This window comes from Pseudomonas sp. LBUM1659 (assembly GCF_059716045.1).
Map to the genome: position 1 here is coordinate 5612769 of NZ_CP166797.1, position 26618 is coordinate 5639386.

Below are 26618 nucleotides of genomic sequence, written 5' to 3' on the forward strand. Positions count from 1 at the left end.
GTTCTCCCGTGGAGCGCTCCTCCATGACTCCTGCCATCGGCGGTATCGGCGACAAGATCCGCGGTGCCATGGCGGTCGGCAAAACCCGTTGGGGCATGCTGGCGCTGGTGTTTTTTGCGACGACCCTGAACTACATCGACCGTGCCGCCCTCGGCGTCATGCAGCCCATCCTCGCCAAGGAAATGAGCTGGACGGCGATGGACTACGCCAACATCAACTTCTGGTTCCAGGTCGGCTATGCCATCGGTTTCGTGCTGCAAGGCCGGTTGATCGACCGGGTCGGCGTCAAGCGTGTGTTCTTCTGCGCGGTGCTGCTCTGGAGCATCGCCACCGGTGCTCATGGCCTGGCCACTTCGGCAGTCGGCTTCATGGTCTGCCGCTTTATCCTCGGTCTGACCGAAGCCGCCAATTACCCGGCCTGCGTGAAAACCACGCGCCTGTGGTTCCCGGCTGGCGAACGTGCGGTGGCGACCGGTATTTTCAATGCCGGGACCAACGTCGGCGCGATGTTCACCCCGATGCTGTTGCCGCTGATCCTCCACGTGTGGGGCTGGCAGGCTGCGTTCCTGTGCATGTCGGCGCTGGGCGGTATCTGGTTGCTGTTCTGGGGCTTGAAGTACTTCAACCCGGAAGATCATCCAGGCGTCAAACAATCAGAGCTGGACTACATCCAGAAAGAAGTGGAACCGGAACAGGCCCACGTATCGTTTTCGACAATCCTGCGCATGCGCGGCACCTGGGCCTTCGCCCTCGCCTACTCGATGACCGCGCCGGTGTTCTGGTTCTACCTGTACTGGCTGCCGCCGTTCCTCAATCAGCAATACAACCTGGGGATCAACGTGACCCAGATGGGTATTCCGCTGATCATCATCTACCTGACGGCGGACTTCGGCAGTGTCGGTGGCGGGATTCTCTCTTCGTTCCTGATCGGTCGCGGCATCAACCCGATCAAGGCGCGGCTGATGTCCATGTTTCTGTTCGCCTGCTGCATCATCGGCGTAATCATGGCAGCCGGTTCGAGCAGTCTGTGGGTCGCGGTGGCCGCCATTTCCCTGGCCATCGGCGCGCACCAGGCCTGGACCGCAAACATCTGGAGCCTGGTAATGGACTACACGCCTAAACACATGATGAGTACGGTATTTGGTTTTGGCGGCATGTGCGCAGCCATCGGCGGGATGTTCATGACGCAGTTGGTCGGCCACATTCTGACCGTCACCAACAACAACTACACCGTGCTGTTCACCCTGATTCCGGCGATGTACTTCATCGCCCTGACCTGGATGTACTTCATGGCACCGCGCAAGATTCCTGCCGTTACCGAGTAATTGCCCTTCCCCTGGCAGGCCTGATTCCAGGCCTGCCTTTTTGTTTCGCCTACCGACGACTCTGTTGCCACGCCGCCGTCAACCCGCTGCAGCAAATCACCGCGATCCCGACCACGGTGGTCAGGGTTGGCGTGTGGGAAAACAGCAGCCAGCCCAGCAACCCGGCAAACACAATCTGGCAATAACCGAACGGCGCCAGCAGCGCAGGCGCGGCGTAGCGGAACGCCTGAGTCAAAAACAAGTGAGCCGTCATCCCGCAAGCACCCAACGCCACCATCATCAAGCCATGCCCAAAGGTTGGCATTTGCCAGAAGAACGGCACCAGTACACACATCACCAAGGTGTTGCACAGGCCGGCGAAGAAGTTACTGGTGGTCGGGCTGTCGATGTTACTGAGCTTGCGGGTGAGCAATTGATAGAAGCAGAAAAACAGCGCCGAGCAGAACGGCAACAGCACCGCAGGCGTGAACAGATCACCGCCCGGGTGGACGATGATCAATACGCCGATAAAGCCACAAATCACCGCGATCCATTGGCCACGGGTGACGTGCTCACCCAGCAACGGCACCGACAACGCGGTGACCAGCACCGGCGCAAGAAAGTTGACCGCCGTGGCTTCGGCCAACGGGATGTATTGCAAACCGGTGGTGAAAAACAGACTGGTGCCCAGCAGACACAACGCCCTCATCACCTGCAGCAAAGGTCGCTTGGTACGAAGCACGCCCAACCCTGATTGCGGCAGAAAAATCCCGGCCATCAACAAGGTGTGAACCACATAACGCGCCCAAACGACCATGACCATCGGGTAAAAGCCCAAGAGGTATTTGGACAGGGCGTCGTGACTGGAAAAGAGGAAGGTGGCAACAACGATCAGCAAAATCCCTTTGAAGGGGCGATTTACGCCGGAAAGCGGGGTGCTGATGGTCATATGGGTTCCCTTGCGCCTGGCGAATTCCAATAATTTAGAACCTGGTTCCAGATTCCTATACAAGCATAGGCCGAAAGTGTTCGAACAACGCACAGTTTTCAGATGAACAGAGATCAATTTTGGGAGGTGGTGTGCCCAAATTAACTGAACAACTCTGAAGCAAGGCTCGCCGCCGACAACTCTTGGGCAAACGTCAACAACAGCGGTGCCAACTCATGCAACCGCGCGCCCGGCATTCGCGCACTCGGTCCGGCGATGCTCAGCACCCCCAGCACCCGCCCCTCGCTCGGGTGCCTCACCACGGCAGCAATCGCCGAGGTGCCCACCGCCGAGCTCTCTTCAACCCAGGCATAGCCCTGATCGCGCGCCAGACGTAGACGTTCCAGCAATTCAATGTTGGAACGCGGCGCATTCGGCCCCAGGTCCTTCGGTCGCTCACCGCCCTGACGTTCTACCAGCGACAACGCCTCGGCATCGCTCATGCACGCCAGCCACGCGTGGCCCGAGGCGGTATAGAACAACGGCGCATCGCGGCCCATGTCCGGGTCGTATCGCAGGCCGGACCGGGCACCTTGAGACTTGGCGATCCATATCTGCCGCTCGCCCTCAATGATGCCCAGGCGCACCAGTTCACCGGTCTCCTGAGCCAGGCGATCCAGCACCGGCTGCACGATATCGGCGCCGCTGCCCGCCAGGTAACGAAACCCCATCGCCACCAGTTTGGTCGACAGGTGATAGCGCAGGTTCTCCGGATTCTGTCGCACATAACCCAAGCGGATCAGCTCGGCGAGCAAGCGATGGGTTGCGCTTTTAGGGATGTCCAGCTGTTCCGCCAGCGTCTGCATCTGCAGGCCGCGAGGGTCACTGGTAAGACGTTCCAGCACGCTGAAAACACGTTCGATCTGACTGCCGGCCATGGGAGATTCCAAACAGAATTTGCATTATTCTAGAAGATGAACCGCATAACGCGAAATCTGGAACTGAACAGTCGACAAGCACAGGCATTCACCCATTCGATAAAAACCCATCGCCTGACGGAATTCGATGGGCTATCCATGTTCCTACAGTCTGCAAGGTTCCCGATGCCGTCAAAGCTGCATTGCATGCTGGCACACGCAGAAACCCGGACGACCGGACTGGCGTCGCCCCCGTACACCAGCAACACTCATCCCCACGGACAATGAGAGGATTCCCACATGCTATGGAAAAAAGGCCGACGCAGCGACAACGTGGTCGATGCCCGTGGTGATGATGTCGGCGGTGGCGGCGGCGGGATGCGTTTCGGTGGCGGCAAGGGCCTGAGCCTGACCGCGATCATTTTGATTGTCGGCATCGGCTGGATCACCGGCCAGGATCCGATGCAGATCCTCGGACAACTCACCGGCCAAATGAGCGAGCAATCTGCGCCGGCCACCAATCAAACGCGCAAGGCGCCGCCGGCCAACGATGAGGGCGCCGAGTTTGTGCGCTCAGTCCTCGGCGACACCGAAGACACTTGGGGCCAGATTTTCCAGCAGGCGGGCCGGCAGTATAAGAACCCGACCCTGGTGCTGTTCAGCAATCGCGTCAATTCCGCCTGTGGTCTGGCGACATCGGCAACCGGTCCGTTCTATTGCCCGGCCGATCAGAAGGTCTACCTGGACATGGCGTTCTTCCAGGAAATGTCGCAACGCTTTTCCGCCGCCGGTGACTTCGCGCAGGCCTATGTGATCGCTCACGAAGTCGGACACCACGTTCAGACCTTGCTCGGCGTTTCCGCGAAAATTCAGACCGCCCAAGCGCAAGGCCGGCAAATGGAAGGCGATGGCGGTTTACTCGTGCGCCAGGAATTGCAGGCCGATTGCCTGGCCGGGGTTTGGGCCAACAATGCGCAAAAGCGTCTGAACTGGCTGGAACCCGGCGATATCGAAGAAGCCTTGAACGCCGCCAACGCCATCGGCGACGACCGCTTGCAGCAGCAAGGTCAGGGTCGCGTGGTGCCGGACTCGTTTACCCATGGTACGTCAGCGCAAAGAGTGCGCTGGTTTAAAACCGGATTTGCACAAGGCCAGGTGGGCCAGTGCGATACTTTTGCGGCGAAAAACCTGTAAATGAATAAGTGGCTGTCAGCTGTACTGTTTACCTGCGCAAGTACCCAAGCTGCCGAGCATGCGGTCAAAGAACTCAGCCCCGGCCGGCTGTTACTCAAAGAAGGCGAGATGGCGGTGAGCCTCGGCGCCGCGCCAGCGAAAATCGAGCGGGTGCTGATCATCATCCACGGCCGTTTACGCAACGCTGAAACCTACCGCCAGAGCGCCGAGCAGGCAGCGGAACTGGCAGGACAAAACCAAACCACACTGGTGATTGCCCCACAATTTCTCAACGAAACCGATGTAGCCCTGCATCCAGTGGCGGACACCGTCCTGCGCTGGCAGGGCAATGACTGGATGGCCGGCGGTTTATCCACCGCCCCGTTTGCGCTGAGCTCCTATGGGGCACTGGATCAGATCATCGCGAGAGTCAGCGACCAGCAACAGTTTCCGGATGTGAAACAAATCGTCATCGCCGGTCATTCCGGGGGTGCCCAGGTGGTTCAGCGTTATGCGTTGCTGGCTCACGACCAACCGGCGCTCACGGCGGCCGGTGTGAAAGTCCGTTATGTGGTCGCCAACCCTTCCTCGTATGCGTATTTCGATGAGCGGCGCCCCGTGGCGTTTGATCATGCGAAATGCCCCGGTTTCAACCGCTGGAAGTATGGCCTGACGGATTTACCCCTCTATGCCAGTGGGCAAACAGCGCCACAGATTGAAGGCAGTTACGTCAAGCGTGACGTGACGTATCTGCTCGGACAGCAAGACACAGACCCGCAGCATCCTGCGCTGGATAAAGGTTGCGAAGCGCAAGCCCAGGGCACCAATCGGCTGGCTCGCGGGCATTTTTACTTTGATTATTTGCTGCGTCGTAACCCGCGTGGGGTGAACCAGCGGCTGGTCGAAGTGCCGGGGGTTGGGCATAACGGGGATGGGATGTTTACGTCGCCTGAGGGGCAGAAGGTGTTGTTCGGGCAGTGAGTTTTTTGGTGCCCGAACTGGCGCCTTCGCGAGCAAGCCCGCTCCCACATTCGACCGCATTCCTCTGGTAGAACTCGGTTAAATGTGGGAGAGGGCTTGCTCGCGAAGGGGCCCTCAAGCCAACACCATTTCCCGCAACACCCCGCAATCCGCTGCATGCCAATCCGTCAGCTCCGGCCACGGGTTATCCGGCAAATTCACCAACACCGTCCGCGCTCCCGCCGCCCGTCCGCAATCCAGATCAAAGCGGTAATCACCGACTATCACCAACTCGCTCGCCGGCACCTTCCAGGCCTCGGCCAGTTTCAGCAAACCACCGGGATGCGGCTTGGGCGGTGCTTCATCGCGGCCCAGCACATCCTCCACCGCGAAACAGTCGGCCAGGCCGATCGCCTCCAGGGTCACATGCGCCAGTTCCCGGGCATTGCGCGTCAGAATGCCCAGACGATAACCGCGCCCGGCCAACTCACGCACCAGTTCCACCGCGCCCGGCGCCGGTTTCGAACTCAGCGCCAGATCACGTTCATGCTCCAGCAGCCACGCATGTTTAGCCGCCGCTTCATCGGCTGGCAGCGCCGCGAGGTGCGTCAGGATGTCGTCTTCGGCCGGGATCGCCAACGCCACGCGAATCGCCACGAAGTCATGCACGGCCACCGTCAGGGTGCCGTCCATGTCGAAGACCCAATGACGCACCTCGGCCAGGCTCATGCCCAATCCTTGCGATGACGAATCAGGCCTTCTTGCGTGACCGAAGCCACCAGCTGCCCGGCGCGATTGAACACGCTGCCACGGTTGAAGCCACGGGAGTTGCCCGCCCACGGGCTGTCCATCGCATAAAGCAACCAGTCATCGGCGCGCAGATCCTGATGGAACCACAGCGCGTGATCGAGGCTGGCAACCTGCATGTCTTTCTGCCAGACCGACTTGCCATGGGGCTGCATCGAGGTCACCAGCAGACCGAAGTCCGAGGCATAGGCCAGCAAGTATTTGTGCAGCGCCGGTGAGTCGGCCAACGCACCGTCGGCACGAAACCACACGTACTTGACCGGGTCGGACGGCTGCGGGTTGTAAGGGTCTTTCTCAGTCACCGGGCGGAATTCGATCGGCTTCGGGCACAGCAGCTTTTCGCGCATTTTTTCCGGGATCAGGTGCGCGCGCTGTTGGGTCAGCTCCAGTTCCGACGGCAGGTTTTCCGGGCCGACCACCACCGGCATCTCGAGTTGGTGCTGGAAGCCTTCTTCGTCGTACTGGAACGAGGCGCTGCAAGTGAAAATCGGGTGGCCTTTCTGGATCGCCGTCACCCGGCGCGTACTGAAACTGCCGCCGTCGCGTACCCGGTCAACCTGATACACCACTGGCAACCCGGCATCGCCCGGACGCAGGAAATACCCGTGCATCGAATGTACGTGGCGCGTTTCTTCTACCGTCTGACTGGCCGCCGACAGCGACTGGCCGAGCACCTGACCGCCGAACAACTGGCGAAAACCCAGGTCCTGACTGCGGCCACGGAACAGGTTTTCCTCGATCGGTTCCAGGGTCAACAGGTCGACCAGATCATCCAACACTTGGCTCATTCAGACTCTCCTCACGCAAAACATTGCCGCGCAGTCTTGGCTGCGACGGTCGATTCAGTTTCTGGCCCGGGCCAACAATATGGGAGCCATTGTAAACGTCCGCGTCGGCTTATCCATGCAAGGTTTGCAGCCATTGTTCACGGGTGATGCGGTACAGCACATGGTGACGCAGGGGATGGTCGGCCGCGAGCTTGGGATGCTCGAAGTCATCGGCTGAATCATGGTGCATGCCGATCGCCTGCATGACTTTCTCGGAAGGCGTGTTGGTTTGGGTGGTGAAGGACACGACTTCTGTCAGCCCCAACCGGTCAAACCCACAACGCAGAGCGGTCCACGCCGCTTCACCGGCATACCCCAGGCCCCAATGTTCGCGGGCCAGGCGCCAACCGATTTCGGTCGCGGGGGTGAAGGGCGCGTCGAAACCCACCACACCCAGGCCGGTAAACCCGATGAACTGGCCGGTGTCCTTGCGTTGCAGTGCCCACAGGCCGAAACCGTGCTCGGCAAAATGCCCGCGAATGCGTCCGATCAGCGAGGCGCTTTCCAGACGGCTCAACGGCGCCGGAAAATAACGCATCACCTGCGGATCGGCACACATCGCCGCAAACTCCGGCAAATCCTCATCGCGCCACTGCCGCAACAGCAGTCGCGCACTTTCGAGTTGCAGTATTGGCTCCATTGCGTTCCCCCGTTTCCATGCCGCAAGTCTACATCGCTGGTAGGATCCTTCTCTCATTCCTACATGAAATCATCATGCCGCTGCCGCTGATTTATCACGAAGACTACAGCCCCGAGTTCCCGGTGGATCACCGCTTCCCCATGGACAAGTTTCGCCTGCTGCGCGATCACCTGGTGGACAGCGGCCTCACCCGGGACGCCGACCTGCTGCGCCCCGAACTCTGCCCCCCGGAGATTCTCGCTCTCGCCCATGACGCTGCCTATATCGAACGTTACATGAGTGGCGAGTTGTCCCGCGAAGACCAACGGCGCCTCGGCCTGCCCTGGAGCGAAGCCCTGGCCCGGCGCACAGTGCGCGCGGTCGGCGGTTCGTTGCTGGCGGCGGAACAGGCGCTGGAGCACGGGCTGGCCTGTCACTTGGCCGGCGGCACCCATCACGCGCATTACGATTACCCGGCCGGCTTCTGCATTTTCAATGACCTGGCAGTGATCAGCCATTATCTGCTGGAAAGTGGCCGGGTGAATCGGGTGCTGATATTCGATTGCGACGTGCATCAGGGCGACGGGACTGCACGAATCCTGCACAACACCCCGGACGCGGTGACGGTTTCCCTGCACTGCGAAAAGAATTTTCCTGCACGCAAAGCCGAAAGTGACTGGGACATCCCGTTGCCCAAGGGCATGGGCGATGCCGACTACCTGAAAGTGGTCGACGATGCGCTCAACTATTTGCTACCGCTCTATCAACCGGATCTGGTGTTGTATGACGCCGGCGTCGATGTGCACAAGGACGACGCCCTGGGTTATTTGAAGCTGACGGACGAAGGCGTGGCGGCGCGGGATGAAAGCGTGATGCGTCATTGTCTGGGCCGGGATATTCCGGTGGTGGGGGTGATTGGCGGCGGCTACAGCAAGGACCGCAAGGCGTTGGCGCGCCGGCATGGGATTTTGCATCACAGTGCGCAACGGGTGTGGCAGTCATCAGGTTGTCATTGAAACGTGGGGGTTTACCCACAATGCCTGTGGAACTGCCTGTGGATAACCTGAGTGGAAGGGCCTACAGCCCTTGCGGCGTATAGGCTACACAGCTGTGTGTTGTTTTTTAACCAGCCCATCAAAGCAACATCGAACTCCTGTGGGAACAAGCCCGCTCCCACAGGGATTGGTGCTGGTAGAATGCCCGCCTTCATTCCGCCAAACCGCAGCGCATTCCATGACCCGATCTTCCTCCGCCCTCTCCCCTCACGTCGCCATCATCGGCGGCGGCCCTGCCGGCCTGATGGCGGCTGAAGTGTTGAGTCAGGCCGGGATCAAGGTCGATCTGTACGACGGCATGCCTTCGGTGGGACGCAAATTCCTGCTGGCCGGGGTCGGCGGCATGAACATTACCCATTCCGAAGCCTACCCGGCGTTTCTCTCGCGCTACGCCGAACGCGCGCCACAGATTGCGCCGCTGCTGCGCTCCTTTGGCGCCGACGCGCTGTGCCAATGGATTCATGACCTGGGCATCGAAACCTTCGTCGGCAGCTCCGGCCGGGTGTTTCCGACCGACATGAAAGCCGCGCCCCTGCTGCGCGCCTGGCTCAAACGGTTGCGCGATGCCAGCGTAGTTATCCACACCCGCCACCGCTGGCTCGGTTGGGATGACAGCGGTGGTTTGCGAATCGACAGCCCCGAGGGCGAAAAAACCGTCAAGGCTGACGCCACCCTGCTGGCCCTCGGCGGCGGCAGTTGGTCGCGCCTCGGTTCGGACGGCGCGTGGATGCTGCCGCTGGAACAACGCGGCGTAGGACTGACCCCGATGCAACCGAGCAACTGCGGCTTCGAGGTGCAGGCCTGGAGCGATTTGATGGTCAGTAAATTCGCCGGTGCGCCGCTGAAAAACATCGCCATCGGCCTCAATGACGACGTGCCGCGCTTGGGCGAGTGCGTGATCACTGCGACCGGGATTGAAGGCAGTTTGATTTACGCCCTCTCGGCGCCGATCCGCGAAGCCATCAACCGGCACGGCTCGGCGACCATTCACCTCGACCTGCTGCCGGGCCGGCCTGTGGATAAAATTCAGGTTGCGCTGAGCAAACCGCGTGGGTCGCGCTCCATGTCCAAACACCTGCACAGCCAGCTTGGGATTGACGGTGTGAAAGCGGCGTTGTTGCGCGAACTCACGCCGGCCGAATGTTTCGCTGATCCAGCGCTGCTGGCCAAAGCGATCAAGGCGTTGCCCCTGACGCTGGTAAAAACCCGCCCACTGGACGAGGCCATCAGCAGCGCCGGCGGCGTGATGTTCGAGTCGATGGATGAACGCTTGATGCTCAAGCCATTGCCTGGCGTGTTCTGTGCGGGGGAAATGCTGGATTGGGAAGCGCCGACGGGCGGCTATCTGCTGACCGCGTGTTTCGCCAGTGGGCGTGCGGCAGGGTTGGGGATGGTGGAGTGGTTGAAGCGCCAGAGCTGAAGACCGAGGCGCGCCCTTCGCGAGCAAGCCCGCTCCCACATTTGACCGAGTTCTTTCAGAAAGAATGCGATCAGTGTGGGAGCGGGCTTGCTCGCGAAAGCGGCCTAACAGACGCCCGTGTATTCAAGGCTTCTTTTTACGCGGCCCGGTGTTGAACACCGGCACTTTGCGCACGGGTTTGATCGAAGGCTCCGGCGCCGAAGCATCCCCGCTCTCAACCCATTTGCCCAGGTTGCGCTTGCCGCCACCGGAGGTCTTCGGTTTCTTCGGCTTTTTCGGCTTCTTCACCACCTGACCGCTGGCATCGGTATCCGGTACGCGGTGTTCAGGCTCGAAGTCATGCTCCATCTGCCGAGGCAATGTCTGACGAGTCAACGTCTCGATGGCCGACAGCAGATTCACTTCATCGGCGCACACCAGCGAAATCGCCTGCCCGGTGTTACCCGCACGGCCGGTACGCCCGATGCGGTGGATGTAATCCTCGGCCACGATCGGCAGGTCGAAGTTGACCACCAACGGCAAATCTTCGATATCCAAACCACGGGCCGCGACGTCAGTAGCCACCAGGATCTGCACTTCACTGGCCTTGAAACGGTCCAGCGCGCGCTGACGCGTGGCCTGCGGTTTGTCGCCGTGGATGCCGTCGGCATTGATGCCCAGGCCCTGGAGTTTTTCCACCAGCGCGTCGACACCGTTGCGGGTCTTGGCGAACACCAGCACCTGCTTCCACTTGCCTTTGCGCAGCAAGTGAACGAACAGCTCGGGCTTGCGCTTCTTGTCGACCGTCACCACCCACTGTTTAACCGTGTTGGCCGCCACGTTACGCGGGCTGACTTCGATGCTCAGCGGATCGTTGAGCATTTGCCCGGCCAGGGTGCGGATCGCATCGGAGAATGTCGCCGAGAACAACAGCGTCTGACGTTTCTTCGGCAGCGCCTTGTAAATGTTGCCCAGTTCCTCGGAAAAGCCCAGATCGAGCATGCGATCGGCTTCGTCCAGCACCAGGGTTTGCAGCTGATTGAACTTGAGCGCGTTCTGGCGGAACAGATCGAGCAAACGACCCGGCGTGGCCACCAGCAGGTCGACGCCTTTGCGCAGTTTCATCATTTGCGGGTTGATGCTGACGCCGCCATACACCGCATAAGTGCTCAACGGCAGGTTCTCGGCGTACTGACGCACGGCTTCGTGAACCTGTTCGGCCAGCTCGCGGGTCGGCACCAGAATCAGCGCGCGCACGGAGTTGGCGGTGACTTTCGGCCCTTCCATAGCCAGCAATTGCAGGAGCGGCAGCGCGAAACCGGCGGTCTTGCCAGTGCCGGTCTGGGCCGCGGCCATCAGGTCGCGACCGGCCAGCACCGCCGGAATGGCTTGCGCCTGAACCGGCGTCGGGGTCTGGTAGCCGAGCGTCTCGAGAGAGCGCAGCAAGGGTTCGATCAGGCCAAGGGTGGCGAAAGTCATGGGATTACCGTAGGAAAATTCAGCGCGGGTTTTTCAAAACAAGTGTGCAAAACAACATGCAATGGCGCGCAGTTTACCCTAATTCACACGGGATTCTGTCGGCGCGACTACAGCCGGCTGCACAGGCGCCCGGCGCCACTGGGGCAATCCGATCAACACCACAGCGCTGATGATCACCAACATCGCCAACCCTTCTTCGATTCCGATGGTCTCGCCGACAAACACGATGCCCAACAACACCGCCACGGCCGGGTTGACGTAGGCATAACTGGTCGCCGCCGCTGGACGCACGTTATTCAACAGATACATATACGCGTTGAACGCGATGATCGAGCCAAAGAACGTCAGATACGCCAGGGCCGCCCAGCCTTCGATCGGTGGCATGGCTTGCAGATGCTCGCCGCTCAGCGCACTGCCGATCAGCAGCGCCACGCCGCCGACCAGCATTTCCACAGCACTGGCCATCGCACCCGCTGGCAACGGCAAGTGTTTGCTCCAGACCGAGCCGAACGCCCAGGAAGCCGCCGCGAACACCAGCAACAGCGCCCCCTGCGGGCTCGATTGCAGGTTCGAACCGAGATTCAACATGGCAATGCCGATCAACCCGAGCGCAATCCCGGCCCATTCGAGACGGGTATTACGCGCGCCCCAGAAATAGCCGCACAACAAGGTAAACAACGGCACCGTTGCCACCGCCAATGCCGCCACACCGGAGGCCACACCCATGTGCTCGGCCACACTGACGCCGCCGTTACCGCACGCGAGCAACAAAATCCCGATCATGCCGGCCGCTTTCCACTGCGCCCAGGTCGGTGCCGGCGCCCCGCGCCAGCGCAGGAAGGCGTACATCAAGGTCCCGGCGAGCACAAAACGGATCCCGGCGAGCAGCAACGGCGGCCAGTATTCCACGCCGATGCGGATCACCAGATAAGTCGAGCCCCAGATCACGTACAACGCGAAAAAGGCAGCGATCAACGGTAAAGGAAAACGACGTAAGCCAGTCATGGGCAGCTCGATGACAGAACAATGTGAACAGCTATTCTAGAAAGGCCAAGCGCTAAAAATAAGTTACAAAACCTGTTTATAGCGCCGGTACACTTTTCAAAGAACGGAGATCAGCGCTATAAACCGTGCTTTCGAAAGTCAGTCATTTTCAAGGAATACGCCGATGGATAAATACGACCGCATGCTCCTCAGCGCTCTGTTGGAAAACGGTCGTGCGTCCTACGCCGACCTCGCGCGCAAGGTCAACCTGTCCGCCCCGGCCGTAGCGGAGCGCGTGGCCAAGCTTGAAGCCAGCGGCGTGATTACCGGTTACCAGGCGAAAGTCGACATGGCCAAGCTCGGCTTGCCAATCCAGTGCGTGATTGAACTGCGCCTGAACCAGCACGGCAATCAGAAGGCCTACGACGACTTGATCAAAATCCCGCAATTGACCGAGTGCCACCGGGTGACCGGCGATCCGTGCGTGATCATGCAAGCGGCGGTGGGTTCGATGCCGGAGCTGGAGGAGTTGATTAATCGGATTGCCAAATTCGGGTTCAGCAAGACATCGATTGTGCTTTCGAGCGCGATAGAAAAGCGCGTGCCGTTGGGGCAGTTGGAAGGGAATGGCTGTAGGAGCTGAGCTTGCTCGCGATGGCGGCATGTCAGTCACCATCAATGTTGACTGTTAAACCGTCATCGCGAGCAAGCTCAGCTCCTACAAGGGATTTGCAGCGTACTTAGAAACCGCGATGGCGCTTGAGGTGCTCGTTGATCTTCGCCGCCGGCACTTTCTGCAAGCTGACCAGCAGATCATGGGACAACTCTCGCAACCCATGCTTGCGCCGCAACTCTTCAGCCAGATGCGCCGTCAGGTTGGCAGCCATCTCGGCATCAGCCATGGCCCGGTGCGCCTTGCCGGTATTGGGCAGGTTGGCGAAGGTGGTGAGGGTGCCGAGTTTGTGGTTCGGCGCAGCTGGCATCAACCGCCGGGCCAATAGCAGCGAGCAGGCAAAGTTCTGCAAACGCGTTCGCTTGATCCGCCCCAGCTCAAAGTCCCAGAACTTCTGGTCGAAGGCCGCGTTGTGCGCCAGCAGCGGCGTGATGCCGACAAACTCGTTGACCTCGTTCATCACCTGCTCCGCCGACGGCGCAGTGCGCAGCATGGCGTTGCTGATGCCGGTCAGTTGCTCGATGAAGGCCGGTACGCGCACGCCGGCATTCATCAGGCTTTGGTAACGCTCGACGATGCGCCCCTGTTCAAGAATCACCACTGCAATTTCCGTGGCCCGGCAGCTGCTGCTCGGGGAGATCCCGGTGGTTTCAAAGTCGATGACTGCTATGCGTTCCAAACCTGTTTCAACTCCGTAAAAATCAATTCTTGAGCAGCAACGCGCCTTCGATGGGCACATAACGGCTGGCGGCGCGGATCAGCGAATTGGCGGTCAGGCCCGGCACGCCGTAGGCCACCGCTTGCACCCCGTGCTTGCTGATGATGCGTTCCAGCAGCATGTCGAAATCACCGTCGCCAGAGGCCAGCACCACTTCGTCAACATGATCGGCGGCGTCCATGATGTCGAGGGTGATGCCCACGTCCCAGTCGCCCTTGGCCGAACCGTCGCTGCGCTGGATGTAAGGCTTGAGCTTCACGGTGAAGCCGAGGTTGCGCAGGATCTGCTGAAACTGCTGCTGTTTGCTGTCGCCACGATCGATCGCGTAGGCATAGGCCTCGACGATCTCGCCCTGTTTGCTGATGTCAGCCCACAACGCGGCGTAGTTGAAGTGGCAACCATAGGCCTGACGCACGGTGTAATAGAGGTTTTGAACATCGGCGAACACTGCGATTTTTTTCACCGCGGACTTCCTCTTGGCGCACAGGCGCGCAGACGAGATCAGGCACCAGGCCCGAAAAGTTGCCCAGTATGCCAGCCCGAAGGATTGTTCCGCGAATAATCGGCTATGTGGCGAGGGAGCTCGCTCCCTCGCCACAGGTGTCAGACGAAGGAATCGTCGTCGCTGCCGAAGAACGACGAGTCGTCATTGCTGTAATCAGTGTCGGCAAAACCGCCTTGATCGCTGGAGTTATCAGCCATGCGCTGGTCGTCGCCCCAGCCATTGCCGCTATCGTTCTGATCGCTGACCTGAGCCGGCTCTTCCTTGATCACTTCAACCACTTCCGGCTGCTGGTTTTGATGGAACAGGCTGCTGATGCCTTGTGCCAGCATCACGCCACCCGCCACGCCGGCCGCGGTCTTCAGCGCACCACCGAGAAAACTGCTGCCAGCCGCCGGAGCTTGCTGTTGTGGGGCGTAATTGTGCTGAGGCGGTGCTGCGCCGAAGTTTTGCTGTGGCGATTGCGAATTGAACGATGGCCGTGCCGGTTCGCGCCAGCCGCCCGTGGACGGCGCTGCGCTCTGGCTCGGTGCTGGCTGCGGATCGCGGGCACTGCCACCGAAGATGCTCGACAAAAAGCCACCACCGCTCGAGGCCGGCGCTGCTGTCTGAGCCTTGGCCGATTGCAATTCAGCTTGCAATTGCTGCACCTGCTGGATCAGTTGTTTGTTCTGTTCGTCGAGGCTCTTGAGGGTGGCTTCTTGAACCAGGATCGCCTGGGTCATGAAATAGCCGGCCACAGGCTGGCGAGTCAGGTGTTCCTTGATCCGCGCCTCGGCTTGGGCGTCGCGCGAGGCTGAATCCGTTTCGGCCTGTTGCAGCCGGGAAAACAGTCCATCGATCAGGGTTTGTTCTTCGCTGTTCATGGCGACCTCGTAGATTGCCGGGAAAATCGTTGTCCTTTTCCGATGAGGATAAGGTGCTCCACCTTAATGGAGGCTGAAACAAGTTGTTTCAACGACCTTTACCTTACGTTTACGTTTGCGCCTCAAAGGGGTTCATCGGTTAAAGTGGGCCACCGCTTCCAACCAGCGATACCGACTGATGAATCCGTTCGATGTACTGCGTGACTCCCTGTATTTCTTCAAGCGCAATTTGGGCCAGATCGTGCAGCTGTGCCTGCCGCTGGTGATCTTCGAGTCGCTCCTGCAACGAGTGGTGGACCACTCCACCGAGCCGGACAGTTTTCCCGGCGTCAGTGTGATCGTCGGCTTGCTGGTTTATCCGCTGTACACCGCCGCCCTGATCCTGTTTCTCGACGCCCGCAGCCGTGGCGAATCGCCGGGCAATCGCGCTTTGCTGTCGAGGGCCGCTTACCTGTGGCCGCGCTTCGCCTTGCTGACAGCGCTCAATACCCTGCTGATCCTGCTCGGCCTGTCGCTGTACTTCCTGCCCGGTATCTATCTGATGGTGACCCTGGCGTTCGGCGAATACCTGCTGGTGCTACGAGGCCTGGCTCCGCTGGCGGCGATGAAGGAAAGCCTGCGCCTGACCCGCGGACACTTCATGCGCATTCTGGTGTGCATCTTGTGTGTGATGGGCCCGTTGTGGTTGCTCAAGGGCGCAACCTTCGCTGTGTATCCGGAGCCACAGAACCCGGTGATCAGCCTGGTGATCGACAGTGCTCACAGCTTCCTGCAACTGTTCACCAGCGTGGTGTTGTTCCGCTTGTTCATGCTGATCAGCGAGGAACCCGAGAGGATTGATAGGCCGCTCTGACCGTGGGCTTCGGCGCGGCGCTCGGTTATGCTCAGGGCCATCTTTTGTAACGCTATAAGCCGAGCCATGACCCGTCTACTGCGCTACACCCTGCCAAGCCTGTTGATCGTGATCGGCGTAACCGCCCTGATCTACAACCTGACCTGGCGCCCCGACGCCAGGGAAGTGGTGCCGGTCAGCTGCACGGTTCAAGCGCCATCCCTGGTGTCCGGCCAGGCGCTGAAGGTGATGACCTGGAACGTTCAGTACCTGGCGGGCAAACGCTACGTGTTCTGGAACGACCTGGCGCAGGGTGAGGACGAGAAGCCGACACTGGCAGACATGGCTTTCAGCCTCGACGAAGTGGCGCGGGTGATTCGCGACGAAAACCCCGACATCGTGGTGTTGCAGGAACTCGATGACAATGCCAAGACCAGCGATTACCAGAACCAGTTCAAGCTCCTGCAAGAGCGGGTCGCCGACCTGTATCCGTGCAGCGCTCGCGCCTTCGACTGGAAGGCCGATTTCGTGCCCCAGCCGCACATTTTCGGCAGCGTTGGCCGACAACTGGTAACGCTCAGCCGCTACCAGATCGAACACGCCGAACGCCTGCAATTGCCGGTCGCGCCGGCCAACGTGATCAGCCGCCAGTTCAAACCGAAAAACGCCCTGTTGGTGACTTATCTGCCGTTGAACAACGGCGGTCAGATGGCGATTCTCAATACCCATCTGGACCGCGTCCTCCAGCCTGACGAAACCCTGCAAGCCCAAGTAATGGCCATTGCCAAAGTCCTCGACAAGTTCGAAAGCCTTGGCACGCCGTGGCTGATCGGTGGCGACTTCAATCTGTTGCCGCTGGGGCAATTTCGCCGACTGCCCGACGATCAACGCACGCCCTACTCTGCCGACAGCGCGCTGCATGTGCTGTGGGACAAGTACCCGATGATCCCGACCAACAACGAAGCCGGTGGAATCGACCGCGCGCGCTGGCTGACCCACTACCCGAACGATCCGGGCCTGAACGGCCCGGACCGGACCGTCGACTATTTGTTCTACAGCCCACGCATCAAACGGGTCGAGGCGACGGTGAGGCAGGACGATACCCTGCGCATCTCCGATCACCTTCCCGTCATTGCGCGGTTCCTGTTGCCGGCCGCGCTATAGGAGGTTCTCGGAGGAGCCTAGCAGTGATACTTATGACCAAGACAATGATTATCTCGGGGTGCGGCAACCGAAGGAAATAAAGCCTGTAGAGACTACGCCTCGCTACATACCTGGATCTATTCCTCTTCAGACCGCAGCAAATCGTAAAGCATGGCTGGATAGACCGTAACCCCTGTTTTTTGATGCCCTTTCTGTTTGAGGTTAAAAACGATGCCACGTAACCAACGCGAAATCCCCTATGAAGCGCTTCATCCAGGGTGATCATCGCGACCCGAGTATTTGTTTCCCGAACGCCTCGATGACCACCTCCAATCCAGCCGGCACCGAAGACACATCAGACCTTACGCGGTTTTATTCGCGCAGTAGCCTGCGCCACCAATGGATCGTCCGGCCAGTAGTGTTTCGGGTAACGGCCCTTCAAATCCTTTTTCACCTCGGCGTAAGTGCTGCGCCAGAAATTCGCCAAATCCTGAGTCACCTGCACCGGCCGCCGCGCCGGGGACAGCAGATGCAGCTTCACCACTTGCCGCCCACCGGCAATGCGTGGGGTCTCGGCCAGGCCAAACAGCTCCTGCAATCGCACTGCCAGAATCGGTGGTTGCTCGCTGTAATCCAGACGAATCGACGACCCCGACGGCACGCTCAAATGATGCGGCGCCAGCTCATCGAGCCGTTGCGGCAGCGGCCACGGCAACAGGTTATGGACGATGCTCGACAGGTCGAGATTAGCGAAGTGACTGAGCCGCGAGACTTTGCCCAGATACGGCATCAGCCAATGCTCGAGGCTTTTGAGCAGCGCGGCGTCGCTGACATCCGGCCACTCACTTTCGCCCTTGCCGGCCATATCCAACTGACGCAGCAAGGCGACCCGCGCCTGCCACTGGCGCAGCTCCGGGGTCCACGGCAACAGCTCCAGACCTTTGCGTTGCACCAGATTCACTAGCGCCTGGCTGCGCGCGGTTTCATCGAGGCCGGTCAACGGTTCGCGGCTGAGGATCAACTCGCCCACCTTGCGCTGACGTTCGGCGCGAAGCACGCCTTCACGCTCGTCCCAATCCAGTTGATCGACGACACGCACTTGCTCGGCGAGCACCGAATCGAACAGCGCCGGATCGAAATCCGCCGCCAAGTAAATCCGTTCCTCACGCTGGCCCTGTCGACTGCCGAGGTCGGCAATCACCAGCCACGCCTGTTTCATCAGGCTGTCAGCCTCGGCGAACAACGCGGCACGGCCGTTCGCCAAGCGATATTCCGCGCCACCGGCACGCCGTTGCTGGGCAACGCGGTCGGGATAGGCCAGCGCCAGCAGCGCGCCGAGCCAGCGCGGGTGATCCGGATCGCTGACCGGCTCCGAGGCTTTGCCTCGCAGATAACCGCGATACTGCCGCGCCAGTTGCCGGGCCCGCTGCACACCGCCCTGAGCGCCACGCGCGGCGCGCTCTTCGCCGGACAAAAGTACCAAGCGGCTGTGCAAATCGGCGCCAGCACCGCGCAAAATATCGCGCTCGCCGAGCAACGCCGCGACATCGCAGGCCATATCGGCCAAGCCGAGCGCCTGGCCGCGCAACAACAAATGCGCGATACGTGGATGCGCCGGCAGCTCGGCCATGGCCTGACCGTGGCGAGTCAGCGCTTCGCCCTCCAATGCGCCCAGACGCTCCAGCAAGTCCTGAGCCTGTGCATAAGCGGCCGCCGGAGGCACGTCGAGCCATTTAAGCTGAGTCGGCTGAACGCCCCAACGTGCAAGCTGAAGCGCCAAACCCGCAAGGTCAGCCTGCTGAATCTCTGGAGTGCTGAAGCCAGCCAGTTGTTCATGTTGAGCTTCAGACCACAATCGATAGCAGACACCAGGTTCCAGACGCCCTGCTCGACCTGCGCGCTGAGTGGCACTGGCTTTTGAGATTCGCTGAGTGTCGAGCCTAGTCATGCCGCTACGGGGGTCAAAGCGAGGTACTCGCTCAAGGCCTGCATCGATTACCACGCACACGCCGTTTATAGTGATACTCGTTTCCGCGATGTTGGTGGCCAGCACGACCTTCCGCGCTCCAGGAGGCGCAGAATCAATAGCGGCGCGTTGTGCATTTAGATCAAGTTCGCCATGCAATGGACAAAGCAGGATGTCTTGGCGTTGTTGCAGATGGTCTTGCAGCCCCTGATAAACGCGACGGATCTCTGCTTGGCCTGGTAGGAAGATTAGGACACTCCCCTCTTGCTCGTCCAAAGCATCCAGGCAAGTCGCAATGACGCGAGGCTCGATAAGATCGCCCGGTTGCTGCGGCTTGCCCCAGATGGTTGTGACTGGGTACATCCGCCCCTCACTGGTCACGATGGGCGCATCATCAAGCAGTTGAGAAAGCCGCTCCCCTTCCAAGGTAGCGGACATCAACAGTACCTTCAGCGGCAAATCATCACGAAAAAGCTCTCGGCCATTGAGCGCCAGTGCCAAGGCCAAATCGGCATCAAGATTACGAAGATGGAATTCGTCGAAAATGACGAGCCCCACACCGTCTAAGGACGGATCTTCTTGCAGCCTACGAGCAAGAATCCCTTCGGTTACGACCTCAATACGAGTTTTCGAACTTACCTTACTCTCAAGCCGAATACGGTAGCCAACCGTCTCCCCTACCCGCTCACCAAGCTCAGCAGCCATTCGCTCAGCAGCTGCTCGAGCCGCGAGTCGTCGAGGCTCGAGCATCACGATTGTCTGACCTTTCAGCCACTCCTCACCGAGAAGAGCAAGCGGCACGCGCGTGGTTTTACCTGCTCCGGGTGGCGCTTGTAGAACGACCTCATCACGATAATTCAACGCGTTTAGAAGGGCCGGTAGGGCGGCATCGATTGGCAACGTGCTCATACTGACTCCGAACTGTAGGGCGCCAGTATAAGGTGGTCAGGGAGTACGATGCATGGGGTGCCAGTGATTGATCGACATGGCTCGAAAGTCTGCGGCTTTTAAAGCGGACATTAGGGGCTTATCCTAGTTCGAGGGCCTGCCCACAGAATATGACGCTCAACAATTCGGGCGCAGGCTGTTGCAGAAAAATGGCTAGGTAGATGGGAGGCCAGGCAGAAACCTGCCTATGAGGGCTGCCAAAAATTGCAACTGAAGTTGTTCAAGCCTCCCCCATATTTGGCTAGGCCGCGCCGCAAACTCTTCAGGGATGTCGCTGCCGTCGCCCCCCTTACGGAAGAAATCCCGGACAGAGCATAGCGCCTGGATCTTCAAGTGCTCCCATTCACGGTACATCGCTGGCCGCTTTGGCCGCGCTTGGCTTACGCTTAGGCACCGGCTGGGTGTAGTCAGGGATGGGAGAATGGTCATAAGTGAACGTCGTTTGACGATGAGTCCACTCCCCTGCCGGCGATGATCGCCAGTGGTAGCGAATTCTGACCGTCAATCGTTTACTGAAATGGGACGGCGGCAAAATCTGATCATCGATGCGAAACAGGAGTTCTTCCTGCTGCTCGATTTCAACTCGCCCCTTCATCTGCTGTACAGCATGCAGCAGGTCGCTCCCGGCGCGCTGGGCGGCATAACGTGTTTCCTCGCGTTTGGCATGGGCCTTAGCTTTGCCGTACGAAGCTATCGCCCGCTCGAACGCCCGCAGGTTAGAAGCGACAAAATCACCGCAGTCATGCAGAGCCAGATCGTTGAGCAACCAAGTCTGCTCTTCGCTCAGACACCGGTCTACAGCAGCCTCGAGGGTGTTCAGATCGACACCAAGGATTGCCCACTACTGCTCGCGAGGTAAGTTGATAAAGCTCATATAGTGAACCGTCCTTGTATTTTTGTTCTGGTCGGCGCTTTAGTCGACGCTCTTGTCCGTACCAGTAGAAACGTATGTTTTCTCGACCCCGGCCTTACGACACAGGCTGATCAAAGCATTTGCCCGCAAATGGTCGAATACGCGCATCGGTTGCAGTGATCTCCGCGACTAGCGGAACGCTCACCTGCACGCAGAGCCGAGATCGCCTTGAACACTTTCGTAGTGGTAGCTCTGGCAGAGGGAACAGAGCTTTTGGAACGTCCGGTGACGAGCGAATGAATGGCAATGGTGTCGCAGCGACTACCACCGAGGTTTTCCAGGATGGGGCGTACATTGTTGGAAATTTCGGATAGCCCGATACCTGTGCGAAGCCAAACCAAATCGCCATTATCGTCGCGAAGCATCCAAGGCATGGTGATGACCTGTCCATTCACGCTGGCCGTACTTTCAGGGACGTAGTGTGCGATACCTGGCTGCAATGCGGTGCCACGATCAAAAGCGATCTTGGCATGCTCCAAAAGAGTCTTGTCCTCGGCCCGACTCGGTAATGGCCTCTCGCTCCATGCCTGCTCAAAGGCATCCTGAGACCTCACTCCATCACGATAGAAATACTCAAGCCCGGCCAGCACTGATCGACGAGCTCGGAACGCTACGTCCAGCTCCTGCTCAGTCGGTAGGTTGAGCTCATGCGCGTAGTGGTACTGGAGGGAGCAGGACATGAAGCCGTCGAGCACGGAGAAACTGATCGTAGCGGGCGCAGTCATTGGAACACGAGCCGATGAAACCGCGCCTACCAACCTATTCGCGACTCCACTGATCGGAGTAAGGATTGATGGGTCGCAGAGGGGGCTGGGGATCTTAGACATATCCGTGCCGCAATATACGTTGAGCCGATTTTTGGCCCTCGAAACGCCCACGTACAGCAAGTTGTTACGCTCGATAGCTTCGCCCGCAGCCCGCAACTGGGCTGTGCTGTTGAGCGTCTCTGGAGGAAGCAAAAGGGCTTTGCGATCATCAAAGCGGGGCGGGGCATCGGCACCAAACCGGGAGTTCTCGACGTTGGCCATGTGCACGACGTCGAATTCGAGCCCCTTGCTGCCGTGAACCGTCATGAGCCTGACCGCGTCAATCACAGCGGCCTCCGGCGGTAACGAACGCATTGCCGACTGTTGTTCGAGATAGCGCCGGAAATCCTCCCTTACCAGAAACTTGGACAAAGTTGCCTCGCTACCGGCGCCATCACTATTGCGCACACCGTAGAGAAATTGCCACAGGGCCAGGCGCCGAATTTGAGCAGTCGCGGATTGGTCGCTCAAAGAGCCCAGTCCGAAACCCTTTTCGAACATCAGGTCGCACACGAAAGCCCAAGGACGGGAGTTGCGCGTCGACGTACCTAGCAACTCATTCAACGCATTCACGACCTGCTGTCCCTGAGGGGACAAGCCTGGCACTTGCTGCTTCAGCCAACGTCCGTGCTGATAATCGGGGCCTAGCTTGCACAGGTTCGTCAGCAGGGCTACGTCCGACGCTGGCATGCTCAGATCGCTGTACCGCAGCAAGCCCAGGAGCGCACCAGGCGAGCGCTGAGTCAGGAGTTGCATCAGGCACATGAATTCCTTCACTTCAGCCCGCTCGTTCAACTCGCCGATGTGAAGCACAGGGATTCCAGCGCGCTCAAGGTCATGGGCCAGCTTGTCCACCTGAGAGTTGGTAGAGCTGATGATGCCTTGGCTACCATAGGGATGACCGCCCACCCGACACTGTTCGATCTGACCGACGATGCTGCTACTTTGAGCGTCTTTCGCCGTCTGAATCAGGTTCGGCATGACCCCACTCGCAGGGCGAGAAGCTGAGACAGTATCGAGGGGCACGACAGGCTGCAGTACGTGATCTGTGCCAGCCCTTTCGACTACGCGGAGAATCTCAGGGGCACTACGGCGATTTATGTCCAGGCTGTACCGCGCGATCGAATCTGTCTGCCCGCGCGCGACGTAGGCTTCATCGAACTTGAGCAGACTTTGGATCGACGCCCCGCGCCAATGGTGGATAGCCTGGCGAATGTCACCGACGACCCACAGATGGCGCCTAGGCAGCCCAATTGTCTTAACAAATTCAATCATGACGTGGTTGACGTCCTGATATTCGTCCACCAACACATGGTCGTACTGGTCAAGAAAGGCGGCTATCGAGGGGCGGTCTTCGCGCGCTTTGATCGTCGGGCGCACCATCAGGTCTGGGTAATCGACCCAACCCTCCCGTCGCAGGACAGCCTCATACGCCCTATACAGGGTGGCGATATCTTCTCGCTCCAGCGCTACGTCCGGGTCGACGGCTGGCAATTTTTGAAGAATTGCTAAGTATTCGTATGGAAAGACCAGCTCTTCTTTCAGTCGGTGAATAGTTTTCAAGACGTCAGGCAGCCAATCATAGGGGTTGAGCAACCTGAAAAAATATTTGAGCTCCAGAGCCGGTAGCTCATCCACCATCATCCTGACCTGCTGCAGCAGATCCGCGACCTTGATCTGAGGGGTCAACCCGAAGAGCTGATAATGCTTGCGCAGCAGCTCCAATCCGAAGGAGTGGAAAGTGCCTGCCCAGATATGGGAGGCATTCGGGACATTGGCCGCTGTGAGTCGCTCTACAAGCTCCTGCGCGGCACGGTTGGTGAACGTCATGACCAGGATTTTATCGGCAGGCACACCACTTGCGATTAAGTGGGCCACGCGGTGCACCAGGGTCGTTGTCTTGCCCGTACCAGGCCCCGCAACGACATTGACGTACCTCTCAGGTGCCTGAGCCGCTTGACGCTGAGCATCGCTGGGAGGGTGCGTCGGCGCGGGAAGCGCAGGGGGAACATCCGGGAGCAACAACGCATCAGCCAGTTGCTGCCGCACGACCTCTAGGGGCAGGAGAAAATGCGTGGCAATTAGCCGGGAACGCCAGCCGCTTGACCACAGCGCCCTTGCTGCCGACTTGGGGAATAACAATTCCCGTGCAAAGACGTTGGCCTGAAGCTCCTGGCGCTCCCACGCGCCATAGCCATCAACGACCGCAGATCCAGCCGATTGTCCCGCATCTTCGGCAAGGAACGATGACGAAGCTGAGCCCTGTGGCAGTTGAGGCGAATCGAGATACCAATGGCCGAGCTCATGAGCCAACAGATAGGCTTTTTCTTCCTGGCGAACATCGTTACGAACCAGGATTGTGAGCATGGATCGCTGTATGAGGGCATCCCCGCCACACAGCGCATAATCGTCCGGAGCCACCCATTCGATTGCAAGGCCCAGAGTATCTTCAACGACTGCGAGCAACTGCTCACTGCTTGGATAGGCCTCACCACACGCAGCGATGAGTTTCGCCCGCGCATCCATTGCCTGAATTCGTGCACGGTCGAAAGGATTCACCTCAGTCTCCCAAGGCCAACAGTTCAGCTTCCTCATCGTGAGGCAGATTGAGCGCCCTCACCGCCTCTTCCCACGAAACAGGCTCAGTCAAAATCTTCGGTTGACCATTGGGTGCCTTGAAGGACGGTGCTTGCAACTGACGGAAATTGAGACTGACAGCCTGGGCTATTGCTTGCTGGGAAACCTCGAAGAACTCAGCAGCACGATCAAATAGAACACTGGGGGCACGTACTATCCCGCAAACCAGTTCATTCACCAGCTTGCGCTTGCCCGGCAGCCCAAGAGCTATGGCCAGCTCGCTAGCCTTCGGGCCCACGAATCCGGCCATAGCGGCCTGTGCTTGCTGAACCTCCACGGCGGTGCAGAGGGTCACTGCTTGGGTCTGCAGGCAGTAGGAGAGTTCCTCGGCTAAAAAACCTCCAACGATCTGAGACGCCGAGCGACCGTACTCCTTGGCGGTCAGCTTGATCTCCAAGCTAAGGGTACGGTCAAGCCTGGCCATCCACTGAGAATTTTCCCCACTGTAGGCCGCGACTTTTTGCTCATAACCGTCGAGAACTTTTCTACCACTACGCTGTTCGAGTGCTTCCTCAAAACGGTCATAGCCTCTTTCGACCAATTCTCGGATGAGCACTGAAAACTTCTTGCCTTGATTCCTGGCAACCGACTTCAGCGCCTCATGCATGGATTCAGGTACGTAAACACCAAACGTCTGCAAGACGTCCTTGGTGCTGGTTACCGGCCCCGTCCGAGTCGTTTCTGATGCACGAGGCAACGCTGGTTCGTAATGACTGCGCATAGACACCTCCTTTGGCGACACATCCTTTTGTGACACAACCTGGACAGGCGATGAACTCAATGGTTCTGCTGAGCAGGAAACGTGTGGAGGAACTACTAAGTTGGAGGTCAGCTCTGCCATGACCTTTTTAGCGAGCAAATCTGCAGAGGGCGCCTCTACCTTGAGTAGATGGCCATCTGGCAGGGGTACCGTACACTGGTGGAAGCCTGCCACCTCCCGAAACTCACTCGCGCTGGACACCCACGCGAGATAATCTGCCCAAGCTCGGAGGGGCGTGGAAGTCAAATTGACATTACTTTTCATGGTAGACTTTGGCCATCGTGACGGTAGGAGCTACGTGATTACGGGCGCTCGTATATCATCTTTATATCACTTGCCATGTAGGGACACAATTGATCGACGCTCATTTTTCACGGGCTATCCACGGCGCAGTGAGCGGCTGGATGCTCGATAATTCTCTCGAATCATGCCTTTCAGCTCTTGATCATCCCTCGCAGCTTAGCTCCCTTCTGCTTCCCGCCGTGGAGGCATATCTGGCGAACGTGGGTATCGAGCTGTATGACGTCCAGGAGCATGCTTGGACGAACCCACTGATTCATCTGCGCGCAGTGTTTGATGTGCACCAAGATTTGCCAGAAACCCCTTCCGCTTTCATTCCGGTTCCGGACGTTGCTACCACCATTGCAGCAAGAGCCTGTGCCGTGGCCTGCTTGGCCGCGCTGAATTCGGATACCGTGTCTTACGGCTCGGAGAATGACGGCCATTTGTTCGTGAATCTGATCGTGCTGCCAGGCGAAGATGAATTCGCGGAAAAATCCAAAGGCGGCATGCGCGGGCATACCGACGGCGTCTCGTTCCCCCTCCGTGGACAACCTCATGAATTCGACCAGCGAGTAGCGCCTTCACCGGACTTCGTTTGCTTGAGCGGCCTTCGGAATCCGGACAGCACTTCTACGACCGTCATGCCGCTGGCGCTCGTTCTGCAGCAACTGTCGGATGAGGACATTGCCGAGCTGACAAAGCCTCAGTATGTGATCCGGCCCCAGAAAACCTTCAAGCTTGGCTTGGAAAGGATGTTCGGTAAGCGGCACCCACTTGCTAGTTCAATGGAAAACATCCAGTTGCTGTTCCAGGCCGGTACTGGATACTGGATCCGGTACAGTCACAGCGCCGGGGATGCGGGCTTCGATTCAGATCTGCCCAAACGCGCCCTGGATCGATTTGAGAAAGCATGCCTAGATTGTTCAAACTCGGTTGTCATTTCGCCTGGCGATCTTCTGGTTGTAAACAATCGCGTAGGCCTGCACGGTCGTAGCGAGGTCGGTGGCGAAGCAGGCGGCGAATCTCGATGGCTATTGCGTACCTACGGGCTGGATACCCGCGATCTGACTTCGGATCAACGCTATACAGGAAGCTCGTTCAAGCTTTTTCCCTGAACACG

At 59.1% G+C, this 26618-nt stretch carries 23 protein-coding genes; 9 read left to right on the plus strand and 14 right to left on the minus strand.

Annotation, left to right across the window (positions count from 1 at the left end; translation table 11 throughout):
* Positions 1-23: 23 nt before the first annotated feature.
* Complete coding sequence (locus tag ACA048_RS25605; protein WP_497626805.1) at positions 24-1325, plus strand: MFS transporter; 1302 nt, start codon at positions 24-26, stop codon at positions 1323-1325.
* Between the two features lie 49 nt (positions 1326-1374).
* Here the strand turns inward: ACA048_RS25605 and ACA048_RS25610 are convergent, their stop codons facing one another.
* The gene (locus tag ACA048_RS25610) at positions 1375-2253 is read right to left on the minus strand and encodes a DMT family transporter (protein ID WP_497626806.1); all 879 of its coding nucleotides are present in this window, start codon (positions 2251-2253) and stop codon (positions 1375-1377) included.
* A 140-nt stretch (positions 2254-2393) separates the two neighbouring features.
* Complete coding sequence (locus ACA048_RS25615; protein ID WP_497626807.1) at positions 2394-3170, minus strand: IclR family transcriptional regulator; 777 nt, start codon at positions 3168-3170, stop codon at positions 2394-2396.
* Between the two features lie 279 nt (positions 3171-3449).
* Here ACA048_RS25615 and ypfJ point away from each other — a divergent pair, with 279 nt between their 5' ends.
* Both ypfJ and ACA048_RS25625 read left to right on the plus strand, forming a co-directional pair.
* Positions 3450-4343 carry a KPN_02809 family neutral zinc metallopeptidase gene (ypfJ, locus tag ACA048_RS25620; RefSeq protein ID WP_497626808.1) on the plus strand — a complete coding sequence of 298 codons (894 nt, stop codon included), beginning with the start codon at positions 3450-3452 and terminating at the stop codon, positions 4341-4343.
* Positions 4344-5303 (plus strand): alpha/beta fold hydrolase, encoded by a 960-nt coding sequence (locus tag ACA048_RS25625; protein ID WP_497626809.1) that lies wholly within the window; start codon positions 4344-4346, stop codon positions 5301-5303.
* 114 nt (positions 5304-5417) lie between these two features.
* Here the strand turns inward: ACA048_RS25625 and ACA048_RS25630 are convergent, their stop codons facing one another.
* The 3 genes from ACA048_RS25630 to ACA048_RS25640 form a co-directional block, all read right to left on the minus strand.
* Positions 5418-6011 (minus strand): HAD family hydrolase, encoded by a 594-nt coding sequence (locus tag ACA048_RS25630; protein ID WP_497626810.1) that lies wholly within the window; start codon positions 6009-6011, stop codon positions 5418-5420.
* Positions 6008-6877, minus strand: a complete 870-nt coding sequence (tesB, locus tag ACA048_RS25635) for an acyl-CoA thioesterase II (RefSeq protein ID WP_497626811.1) — start codon at positions 6875-6877, stop codon at positions 6008-6010. Before tesB ends, ACA048_RS25630 begins: the two co-directional genes overlap by 4 nt.
* Positions 6878-6986: 109 nt before the next feature.
* The gene (locus ACA048_RS25640; RefSeq protein ID WP_497626812.1) at positions 6987-7556 is read right to left on the minus strand and encodes a GNAT family N-acetyltransferase; all 570 of its coding nucleotides are present in this window, start codon (positions 7554-7556) and stop codon (positions 6987-6989) included.
* 74 nt (positions 7557-7630) lie between these two features.
* On the opposite strand from ACA048_RS25640, the gene ACA048_RS25645 reads away from it, so the two are divergent.
* Together ACA048_RS25645 and ACA048_RS25650 are read left to right on the plus strand one after the other, a co-directional pair.
* Positions 7631-8551 (plus strand): histone deacetylase family protein, encoded by a 921-nt coding sequence (locus ACA048_RS25645; RefSeq protein WP_497626813.1) that lies wholly within the window; start codon positions 7631-7633, stop codon positions 8549-8551.
* A 217-nt stretch (positions 8552-8768) separates the two neighbouring features.
* The gene (locus ACA048_RS25650; RefSeq protein ID WP_497626814.1) at positions 8769-10010 is read left to right on the plus strand and encodes a TIGR03862 family flavoprotein; all 1242 of its coding nucleotides are present in this window, start codon (positions 8769-8771) and stop codon (positions 10008-10010) included.
* Positions 10011-10133: 123 nt separating this feature from the next.
* Here the strand turns inward: ACA048_RS25650 and rhlE1 are convergent, their stop codons facing one another.
* Entirely contained in the window at positions 10134-11468 is a 1335-nt protein-coding gene (gene rhlE1, locus ACA048_RS25655) for an RNA helicase RhlE1 (RefSeq protein WP_497626815.1), read from the minus strand.
* A 78-nt stretch (positions 11469-11546) separates the two neighbouring features.
* Positions 11547-12473, minus strand: a complete 927-nt coding sequence (gene yedA, locus ACA048_RS25660) for a drug/metabolite exporter YedA (protein ID WP_497626816.1) — start codon at positions 12471-12473, stop codon at positions 11547-11549.
* Between the two features lie 163 nt (positions 12474-12636).
* On the opposite strand from yedA, the gene ACA048_RS25665 reads away from it, so the two are divergent.
* Positions 12637-13095: an Lrp/AsnC family transcriptional regulator gene (locus ACA048_RS25665; protein WP_497626817.1), complete on the plus strand. Its 459-nt coding sequence runs from the start codon at positions 12637-12639 to the stop codon at positions 13093-13095.
* 97 nt (positions 13096-13192) lie between these two features.
* Here the strand turns inward: ACA048_RS25665 and ACA048_RS25670 are convergent, their stop codons facing one another.
* The 3 genes from ACA048_RS25670 to ACA048_RS25680 form a co-directional block, all read right to left on the minus strand.
* A complete protein-coding gene (locus tag ACA048_RS25670) occupies positions 13193-13804 on the minus strand; it encodes a 3'-5' exonuclease (protein WP_497626818.1) in 612 nt (203 codons plus the stop codon).
* A 22-nt stretch (positions 13805-13826) separates the two neighbouring features.
* Positions 13827-14306 (minus strand): LabA-like NYN domain-containing protein, encoded by a 480-nt coding sequence (locus ACA048_RS25675; protein ID WP_007946629.1) that lies wholly within the window; start codon positions 14304-14306, stop codon positions 13827-13829.
* Between the two features lie 140 nt (positions 14307-14446).
* Positions 14447-15211: a DUF2076 domain-containing protein gene (locus ACA048_RS25680; protein ID WP_497626819.1), complete on the minus strand. Its 765-nt coding sequence runs from the start codon at positions 15209-15211 to the stop codon at positions 14447-14449.
* A 178-nt stretch (positions 15212-15389) separates the two neighbouring features.
* On the opposite strand from ACA048_RS25680, the gene ACA048_RS25685 reads away from it, so the two are divergent.
* Positions 15390-16064: a hypothetical protein gene (locus ACA048_RS25685; protein ID WP_497626820.1), complete on the plus strand. Its 675-nt coding sequence runs from the start codon at positions 15390-15392 to the stop codon at positions 16062-16064.
* A gap of 66 nt (positions 16065-16130) precedes the next feature.
* Positions 16131-17207 (plus strand): endonuclease/exonuclease/phosphatase family protein, encoded by a 1077-nt coding sequence (locus ACA048_RS25690; RefSeq protein ID WP_497626821.1) that lies wholly within the window; start codon positions 16131-16133, stop codon positions 17205-17207.
* A 334-nt stretch (positions 17208-17541) separates the two neighbouring features.
* Here ACA048_RS25690 and hrpB read toward each other — a convergent pair whose 3' ends face one another.
* The 4 genes from hrpB to ACA048_RS25710 all read right to left on the minus strand — a co-directional run bounded on the left by hrpB (position 17542) and on the right by ACA048_RS25710 (position 25177).
* A complete protein-coding gene (hrpB, locus tag ACA048_RS25695; RefSeq protein WP_497626822.1) occupies positions 17542-20061 on the minus strand; it encodes an ATP-dependent helicase HrpB in 2520 nt (839 codons plus the stop codon).
* A 382-nt stretch (positions 20062-20443) separates the two neighbouring features.
* Positions 20444-20866, minus strand: coding sequence for a hypothetical protein (locus tag ACA048_RS25700; protein ID WP_497626823.1), 423 nt, complete (start codon positions 20864-20866; stop codon positions 20444-20446).
* Positions 20867-21084: 218 nt separating this feature from the next.
* Entirely contained in the window at positions 21085-24378 is a 3294-nt protein-coding gene (locus ACA048_RS25705) for a UvrD-helicase domain-containing protein (protein ID WP_497626824.1), read from the minus strand.
* 1 nt (position 24379) lies between these two features.
* Positions 24380-25177 carry a hypothetical protein gene (locus ACA048_RS25710; RefSeq protein ID WP_497626825.1) on the minus strand — a complete coding sequence of 266 codons (798 nt, stop codon included), beginning with the start codon at positions 25175-25177 and terminating at the stop codon, positions 24380-24382.
* A 443-nt stretch (positions 25178-25620) separates the two neighbouring features.
* On the opposite strand from ACA048_RS25710, the gene ACA048_RS25715 reads away from it, so the two are divergent.
* The gene (locus tag ACA048_RS25715; protein WP_497626826.1) at positions 25621-26613 is read left to right on the plus strand and encodes a TauD/TfdA family dioxygenase; all 993 of its coding nucleotides are present in this window, start codon (positions 25621-25623) and stop codon (positions 26611-26613) included.
* Positions 26614-26618 lie beyond the last annotated feature (5 nt).

Excerpts from the sequence above, each read along its gene's own strand:
- ACA048_RS25605 (WP_497626805.1), top strand. The coding sequence starts at position 24 with ATGACTCCTGCCATCGGCGGTATCGGCGACAAGATCCGCGGTGCCATG.
- ACA048_RS25610 (WP_497626806.1), bottom strand. The coding sequence starts at position 2,253 with ATGACCATCAGCACCCCGCTTTCCGGCGTAAATCGCCCCTTCAAAGGG.
- ACA048_RS25615 (WP_497626807.1), bottom strand. The coding sequence starts at position 3,170 with ATGGCCGGCAGTCAGATCGAACGTGTTTTCAGCGTGCTGGAACGTCTT.
- ypfJ (WP_497626808.1), top strand. The coding sequence starts at position 3,450 with ATGCTATGGAAAAAAGGCCGACGCAGCGACAACGTGGTCGATGCCCGT.
- ACA048_RS25625 (WP_497626809.1), top strand. The coding sequence starts at position 4,344 with ATGAATAAGTGGCTGTCAGCTGTACTGTTTACCTGCGCAAGTACCCAA.
- ACA048_RS25630 (WP_497626810.1), bottom strand. The coding sequence starts at position 6,011 with ATGAGCCTGGCCGAGGTGCGTCATTGGGTCTTCGACATGGACGGCACC.
- tesB (WP_497626811.1), bottom strand. The coding sequence starts at position 6,877 with ATGAGCCAAGTGTTGGATGATCTGGTCGACCTGTTGACCCTGGAACCG.
- ACA048_RS25640 (WP_497626812.1), bottom strand. The coding sequence starts at position 7,556 with ATGGAGCCAATACTGCAACTCGAAAGTGCGCGACTGCTGTTGCGGCAG.
- ACA048_RS25645 (WP_497626813.1), top strand. The coding sequence starts at position 7,631 with ATGCCGCTGCCGCTGATTTATCACGAAGACTACAGCCCCGAGTTCCCG.
- ACA048_RS25650 (WP_497626814.1), top strand. The coding sequence starts at position 8,769 with ATGACCCGATCTTCCTCCGCCCTCTCCCCTCACGTCGCCATCATCGGC.
- rhlE1 (WP_497626815.1), bottom strand. The coding sequence starts at position 11,468 with ATGACTTTCGCCACCCTTGGCCTGATCGAACCCTTGCTGCGCTCTCTC.
- yedA (WP_497626816.1), bottom strand. The coding sequence starts at position 12,473 with ATGACTGGCTTACGTCGTTTTCCTTTACCGTTGATCGCTGCCTTTTTC.
- ACA048_RS25665 (WP_497626817.1), top strand. The coding sequence starts at position 12,637 with ATGGATAAATACGACCGCATGCTCCTCAGCGCTCTGTTGGAAAACGGT.
- ACA048_RS25680 (WP_497626819.1), bottom strand. The coding sequence starts at position 15,211 with ATGAACAGCGAAGAACAAACCCTGATCGATGGACTGTTTTCCCGGCTG.
- ACA048_RS25685 (WP_497626820.1), top strand. The coding sequence starts at position 15,390 with ATGAATCCGTTCGATGTACTGCGTGACTCCCTGTATTTCTTCAAGCGC.
- ACA048_RS25690 (WP_497626821.1), top strand. The coding sequence starts at position 16,131 with ATGACCCGTCTACTGCGCTACACCCTGCCAAGCCTGTTGATCGTGATC.
- hrpB (WP_497626822.1), bottom strand. The coding sequence starts at position 20,061 with ATGAGCACGTTGCCAATCGATGCCGCCCTACCGGCCCTTCTAAACGCG.
- ACA048_RS25710 (WP_497626825.1), bottom strand. The coding sequence starts at position 25,177 with ATGCGCAGTCATTACGAACCAGCGTTGCCTCGTGCATCAGAAACGACT.
- ACA048_RS25715 (WP_497626826.1), top strand. The coding sequence starts at position 25,621 with ATGCTCGATAATTCTCTCGAATCATGCCTTTCAGCTCTTGATCATCCC.